Origin of the sequence: Pseudomonas sp. N40(2020), from assembly GCF_014472415.1 — a bacterium.
Taxonomy (GTDB): Bacteria; Pseudomonadota; Gammaproteobacteria; order Pseudomonadales; family Pseudomonadaceae; genus Aquipseudomonas.
This window is the reverse complement of the sequence record NZ_JACSZV010000010.1, coordinates 114,408-121,146: the sequence shown is the minus strand read 5'-3', so window position 1 is coordinate 121,146 and position 6,739 is coordinate 114,408. Positions and strand designations below refer to the sequence as shown.

Here is a 6,739-nt window from a genome sequence, read left to right as displayed (position 1 = left end):
GCGACATCAGTCATTACCTGATGCATCGGTACAACTGGATTAGACCGCACCAATTCAATAACGGACTGGCCCCAGCTCAGGCCGAGAAAAAACTTAACGTCGTGTCCGGGATTAGTTGACCACTACAAGGATTAAGTAAAGAAATTTTGTCATTGCGGGTGATTTATGCATTTAGAGAAAAGATTCCTTTCCCTTAGAGCTGATATTTAAGTGCAAAGTGGAGAAACAAAACGACGCATCAACCCGCGCGCGATGAGTTTCGTCGTCATTTGGTTTCTCGGTATCACGAGTAGTCGAAGTCGACCCGAAGAGATGGTGGCGACAGGCAGAAATCGGCTGTCAATCTGACCTGCTCTGAGCGAATACGATAAACAGCCCTAGGTTGGCTAGGGAAGGTTGGGCTTACGATGCATGTGGGTACCCACCTTAAATTGTGCAAGGTGAGCTGGACGGACGCTTACTCCCAAGTTGCGTAGACTCGTCTTGTAGGCATCACAATGAGGCCTTGCAGGAGGTGCCAAGATCAACCTGTATCGCTTCGGCGCCCTCCAACCGGCAAATTGCTCGCGCGTTCTTGGTTATGACGAAACTGTGCCCCTGGGCGACCAGCGCAATAAGGCGTCGGAGTCGCCGGCGAGCCTGGCTACAGCTTACGGTTGTAAACATAACTCAGGCACCTTTTGTATGGGGTTCTAGAGCGTAGCGTCATGCAGCCCTCACGTGCGGTGCAACGCGTCGCACCTATAATCGAAACCGTTAGGCAAACACGCTCCAGCGTCCCCCTAAACGAAAAGCCGAAAATCAGCACCTGCCCAGTCATTTAGCTGACGCCGCTTAAGCTGGTCTCGATAAAACTTTCGTTTTTTCTCAACACTCGACTGGCGTTGGTTGGTCGACCATGGCAAACCCGACCCGTCGGATTTCCCAGGACGCATCCCGAAAGGCCCGTCGCGTATTTCGTACCAGCGGTCGTCGCCAGGTGCCATCAGGCAGCACCGCCCCACTCCAGGGCCTGAAGGAGACGGCGAACTTGTTTAGCGCCGATTTCGGTTTCGCAGAGCATGATCGGTGCCGTCCCACCGAGCGCTTTATTCGGTGCCGACATCCACTGTGTGGCCGTCACTGGTGTCTCAAATATCGCCACGACCAATCGACTGAGCGTAGCAATTCTGTCCAAACGCTCGGAGGCCACAGGATCCAGGTTCTTGTGCTCGCGCCGCCGTCGTTCAAGCGCCGAAGTTGATGCATTGAGCAGCGTTTCCAGCTGGCGGTCTTGAAGGTCGAAGGCCAAACGAACAACCTGGATGAGGTCAGCGGGCAATCCTACTTTTATTTGGTACAGCCTCTCCGATTCCGTCAGCGGCTCTCGATCGGAACTGAATCGCAAAAAGGCCGCGATGCCCTCCTCTCGGGACACCTCTTTCTTTTTTGCCGGACGTCGAGTCGCAGTTGAAGTGCTCATTAACACTTCCTCCCAATGATGTCCCATCCAATTGAATATGAGCTAACGCCTGTCTAACCGGAAGCGCCATTGAGCGCCAGTGGAATCCCATAACGCCCTAGGTCGATAAGGCGATGGAGCCCTTTCCCCTCTACGTATCCACAGACCAGGGTCAGCTGCTTTGGGCTGATGATGAGTGGCCACTGCGGTCAATCGATGCTGGAGCTCAGGAAGGGCTCGGTCAGTCGGTCGACCCTTCGCTCTTCGAGCTGCCCGGCCCGCAGGATCTCGTTTGCATTGGGATAATGCCGTAACAGCTGGCGGGCCTGACGTCGCATGGACGCTGAAAGCGCGGAATCTTCTGCAGGCTCGACCAGAAAATCTCGCGTCTGGATGAGTGCGCGCGTGCGCTCGTTCGGCATAGACGCTCGTAATGCCGTTTGGGCCGCGTCAGCGGCCCAAACGGCTACTAACGGGCGAGCCAAGAGGCTGGATTCACGCCCTGATCGCCTCAAGCAGTCCTGCGATACCGAAGATGCTCATCATTCGTTTGAGGTTGTAGGCGAGCACATGAAGGCTCATCTCAGTACTTACCCGCGGCAGTGTTTTGGTCAGGAAGTGGGTGGCTCCCATCCAATATTTGAGTGTTCCAAAAGGATGCTCAACAGTCTGGCGGCGAACCTTCATCTTCCCCGGGTCATGCTCCAGCCGAACCTGCATCGCGTCGACTACCGCTTCATGTTCCCAGCGCTTCACCCGACGCTCCTTACCCGTCGTGCATTGCTTTTGCATTGAGCAGGACTGGCAGCCCGAGAAGTAATAACTATGCAATAACATGCCGTCTTCCGTCGACGAATGTCGCCTGGTTAGTAACTGCCCCGCAGGGCATCGATACTCGTCCGACGCCGCAAGATAGATGAAATCCTGCTTGCCGAATCTGCCTTCCGCTTTGCTGCCAGATGTGAGGGGTTTCGGTACGAAGGTAGTGATGCCGGCTTGCTCGCAAGCAAGGATTTCCAGACCTTTGTAATAGCCTCGATCAGCAACCACCGTTAGTGATTCAGCTCCAATTTCTTCACGCGCTTGGTTCGCCATATTGCTCAGCTGCCCGCGATCATTGCCAACGTTGGTCACCTCATGGGCAACGATCAGATGGTGTTTGTCGTCGACCGCTGTTTGCACGTTGTAGCCAACCGTTCCGGTGCCTCGGCCACTCGTGGCCATTGAGCGTGCATCTGGATCGGTGAGGGAGATTTGCTGGTCTGGACTTTCGTGGAGTTGCGACTCGATTTCCTTGAGTTTCTGCATCTGCTTTTTCAGTGTTTCTATCTTTTCTTTAAGCCGCTCGGCTTTGGCTTCGGCGACTTCGGGCGTTGCCCGATCCGCCGAATCCATCGCCGCCAGATATCGTTCAATGCTCTGCTCGATCTGCTGCATGCGTGCCTTCACCTTGCCCTGAGTGATGTTGCGGTCGCGATTATTGACGGCTTTGAATTTGCTGCCGTCGATGGCAATGATCGACTGAGAGAAGAGATTGAGGTTGCGGCAAAGCACTACGAACTGGCGGCATACGCTGCGAATGGCTTTGCCGTTGTCTTTGCGAAAGTCGGCAATGGTTTTGAAGTCCGGAGCCAAACGCCCCGTTAGCCACATCAACTCGACGTTGCGCTCGGCCTCACGCTCAAGCCGGCGGCTGGACTGAATCCGATTGAGGTAGCCGGAGATATAGATCTTCAGCAACACCGCTGGGTGGTAGGCCGGACGACCCGTTGCAGCAGGATCAACACCTTCAAACCCAAGTGCACCCAGGTCGAGTTCATCGACGAAAACGTCGACCACGCGCACTGGATTTTCTTCGGTTACGTAATCGTCCAGACACTCCGGCAGCAAGGTGACTTGCGTCCGAGCTTCACCTTCAATAAATCGCTTCATGATCGCCCCCGCTACAATCTCGACGATCAGAAGATTAGACAATTGCGGGTGTTTTCACACAGCCTGGACCCAAAGCGGACGGTCAAAGTGAACGCGTGACCTACGCCAGGGCAGCTTTGTCGAGCGCAGACATCCATTCCATGCGCTTCGCAATTAGCTCAAGCCTATCCGAACCCGAAAGATATTTTCCTGGTGTGGGCAAGGCAGAAGCTGTGGCCTCGCACCAGCGTAAATATAGAGCGCTGGTACTAGCAAAGTCTGCTACTTGCGCCTTGCGCGCCAATGCCCGCTCGATCTGTTCAGCGATAATGGGATTGACTTTGGAATAAGCAAACTGCGAAGACGGGTGATTAGCCACTACCACAGGCACACCACCCGCTAACGCGGTAACTCGATCACCGTTTCGCTTGCTAAAGCAGATAATCAACTCTGGTGCCAACACCTCCAAGACTTCAGTAAAAGGTTGCTTACCTTTCTCCCAAGCTGCGCTCGACGGGGCTTTGCGGATGCTGGGTAAAAACTCTTGGATGAAGTTGTAGTAGGCAATGCTATGCCAAAACTCACTCCTATCTACTTTGGAAAAGTGCTTCCTAGCATTCAGAATAGAAGCCATTATTTTGGTGAAATGCGCATGTTGCCGAAGCTTAGCTGTGGCTTGAGGGTGTTTCTGGCCTAAAGCCAGGGCCTTCAATACCTCGGGTGTGACTGCCGGACGTTCATGTTCCTTGGCCCCATAGTGAGATTCGCAGACCACAAGAATGCGTAGACCGTGAATGCCACGCTCGTAGTGTGGACCGACCCATGGTGCAAAACGGACCGTACTTTTGCTCATTGCCATCCTTAGTTTGTTTGCTTAGGCCAACACTTTTGGCCATACCGCAATCACACCATTATTTTTCAACACAAGCGACCGGGTTTTGAATTCAGCGGGGTTTTAAGCGCTGTTCAATCGACCGCACTCTTGTAGCCATACTAAATGGCTGCTTTTGGCCCAGAGTGTGTAAAAACACCTTCGCGAACACTTGCTATGATTTCTGAGGATTTCATCGCAGGGATCGCCCATGAAGCGCTTTATCCAAGGTGAACATCGAGGCCAAGGCACCTTACTTCCCGAGAGCCTCGACGACTACGTCAGCGATACCAATCCGGTGCGCGTAGTCGACGTCTTCGTCGACGAACTCGACCTGGTCAATCTGGGTTTTGAAGGTGCCATTCCCGCCGATACTGGCCGACCTGCTTACCATCCCGCGATCTTGCTGAAGATCTACATCTACGGCTATCTCAACCGCATCCAGTCGAGCCGACGTTTGGAGCGAGAAGCCCAACGCAACGTCGAGCTGATGTGGTTGACCGGGCGGTTGATGCCGGACTTCAAGACCATCGCCAACTTCCGAAAAGACAACAGCAAGGCCATCCGAGGCGTCTGTCGCCAGTTCGTTGTGCTGTGTCAGCAGTTGGGACTGTTCGGAGAACATCTGGTCGCCATCGATGGCAGTAAATTCAAAGCAGTCAACAACCGCGACCGCAATTTCACCAGCGCCAAACTGAAGCGGCGAATGGAAGAAATTGAATCGAGCATCAACCGTTACCTGACGGCACTCGATGCTGCCGATCGGCAAGAACCAACAGCTTCAAAGCCCAGTGCCGTGCGGCTGGAAGAGAAAATCGCCAAGCTCAAAACTCAAATGAAAGAGCTTCAGGCGATCGAAATCCAGCTCAATGAATCGCCCGATAAACAGGTCTCACTGACCGATCCAGACAGCCGCTCCATGATGACGCGCGGCACGGGAATCGTCGGCTACAACGTGCAGACAGCGGTCGATACTCAGCACCATTTGATCGTTGCGCACTAGGTAACCAACGTCGGTTGGAGCCACTGCTGATCGCTGGATGGGGCGGCAATGAGTCGGGGATATGCGCGGTGCAGGCGCTCAATAAACACAGCAGGCAGACAGGCGTGAAAAACGCTCCATGGAGAACGCCTCATGTCGGATTCAGTACAGAACCTGACATGAGGTGAAGGAGCAGTTCACTGAGAAAGTTGATTAAAGGTGGATCGTGTTAGCACTGCTGCCCGCTCACCGACTAGCTCCTTCGGTACCAAATGAATGGAAACCCGTACGGCTTGGTCGACGTAACCATCAAAGTCAGCGGGCGTCGACGTCATTTCTACCCACGCAGCTCCAGAACTTCCGCCAGCTTCAGCCGGTTGTATGCGGGGGTGCCAGTCGCTCCAGAGTACATGACAATTTTTTCCCAAAGGCGGTCAAAAAACACTCGCATTATCGTTCGAGGCGCTTGCGAGCCCAGTGAAACTTTGTTAGCTTGCCTAAAAATGTCATCGATAACATTTTGCTCAAACAACAAAAATAAAACAGAGGCCACGTCATGAAAATGCTCCCGAAAACCCTGTGTTTACTGGCTGTCAGCATCACCCTCGGAGCTCAAGCATCCGCCGATCCCAAGCCCCTCCGCATCGGTGCGTCCTTCCAGGAAATCAACAATCCCTATTTCGTCACCATGAAGAACGCCCTGGAAGAAGCCAGCGCGACCATCGGGGCGAAGTTGATCATCACCGATGCTCGCCACGACGTCTCCAAGCAGGTCAGCGATGTCGAAGACATGCTGCAAAAAGGCATCGACATCCTGCTGATCAACCCCACCGATTCCGTTGGCGTGCAATCAGCCGTCAAGTCCGCTCACGACGCCGGTGTAGTGGTCGTCGGGGTAGATGCCCAGGCCGATGGCCCACTGGACTCATTCGTGGGCTCAAAGAACTTCGATGCCGGTTTCCGGGCCTGTGAGTACTTAGCCAAGAACATCGGCAACAAAGGCAATATCGCTATCCTCGACGGCATCGCCGTGGTGCCGATCCTCGAACGTGTGCGCGGTTGCAAAGAGGCCGTGGCTAAGCATCCGGATATGAAGATTGTCAGCATCCAGAACGGCAAGCAGGAGCGTGACCAGGCGCTGACCGTCACCGAAAACATGCTGCAGGCCCAGCCGACTCTCAAGGGTATTTTCAGCGTGAATGATAACGGCTCCCTCGGCGCGCTCTCGGCCATCGAGGCCAGTGGCCTGGACGTCAAACTGGTGAGCGTCGACGGCGCGCCGGAAGCGATCAAGGCGATCCAGAAGCCCGGCAGCAAATTCATCGCCACGTCCGCTCAATACCCCCGCGACCAGATCCGCCTGGCCCTAGGCATTGCCCTGGCGAAGAAGTGGGGCTCGCAAGTGCCCGCTACCATCCCGGTTGACATCATCTTAGTCGATCAGGCCAAGGCCAAGGACTTCAGCTGGTAAATCGCCCAAGCCCCACCCAACCCGTGGGGCCCAGGTCATCCTTCTGAACGAGAGGTCGGCTGT

5 protein-coding genes and 1 pseudogene are annotated in these 6,739 nt (G+C 54.5%); 2 read left to right on the top strand and 4 right to left on the bottom strand.

Translation table 11 applies throughout. From position 1 onward, the window contains the following. Window positions 1–985: 985 nt before the first annotated feature. The 4 genes from IAI51_RS09835 to IAI51_RS09820 form a co-directional block, all read right to left on the bottom strand. The gene (locus tag IAI51_RS09835; protein WP_187678285.1) at window positions 986–1,462 is read right to left on the bottom strand and encodes an antitoxin Xre/MbcA/ParS toxin-binding domain-containing protein; all 477 of its coding nucleotides are present in this window, start codon (window positions 1,460–1,462) and stop codon (window positions 986–988) included. A gap of 188 nt (window positions 1,463–1,650) precedes the next feature. Further along, on the bottom strand, window positions 1,651–1,863 hold the full coding sequence (locus IAI51_RS09830) for a BPSL0761 family protein (protein WP_187678284.1): 213 nt from the start codon (window positions 1,861–1,863) through the stop codon (window positions 1,651–1,653). Between the two features lie 73 nt (window positions 1,864–1,936). Beyond that, the gene (locus IAI51_RS09825) at window positions 1,937–3,373 is read right to left on the bottom strand and encodes an IS1182 family transposase (RefSeq protein WP_187678283.1); all 1,437 of its coding nucleotides are present in this window, start codon (window positions 3,371–3,373) and stop codon (window positions 1,937–1,939) included. A gap of 100 nt (window positions 3,374–3,473) precedes the next feature. Beyond that, window positions 3,474–4,205 carry a hypothetical protein gene (locus IAI51_RS09820; RefSeq protein WP_187678282.1) on the bottom strand — a complete coding sequence of 244 codons (732 nt, stop codon included), beginning with the start codon at window positions 4,203–4,205 and terminating at the stop codon, window positions 3,474–3,476. 229 nt (window positions 4,206–4,434) lie between these two features. Here IAI51_RS09820 and IAI51_RS09815 point away from each other — a divergent pair. Together IAI51_RS09815 and IAI51_RS09810 are read left to right on the top strand one after the other, a co-directional pair. Then, window positions 4,435–5,223 (top strand): annotated as a pseudogene (locus IAI51_RS09815) (transposase); the annotation flags it as partial. 538 nt (window positions 5,224–5,761) lie between these two features. Then, window positions 5,762–6,676 carry a substrate-binding domain-containing protein gene (locus IAI51_RS09810; protein ID WP_187678281.1) on the top strand — a complete coding sequence of 305 codons (915 nt, stop codon included), beginning with the start codon at window positions 5,762–5,764 and terminating at the stop codon, window positions 6,674–6,676. Window positions 6,677–6,739: the final 63 nt, after the last annotated feature.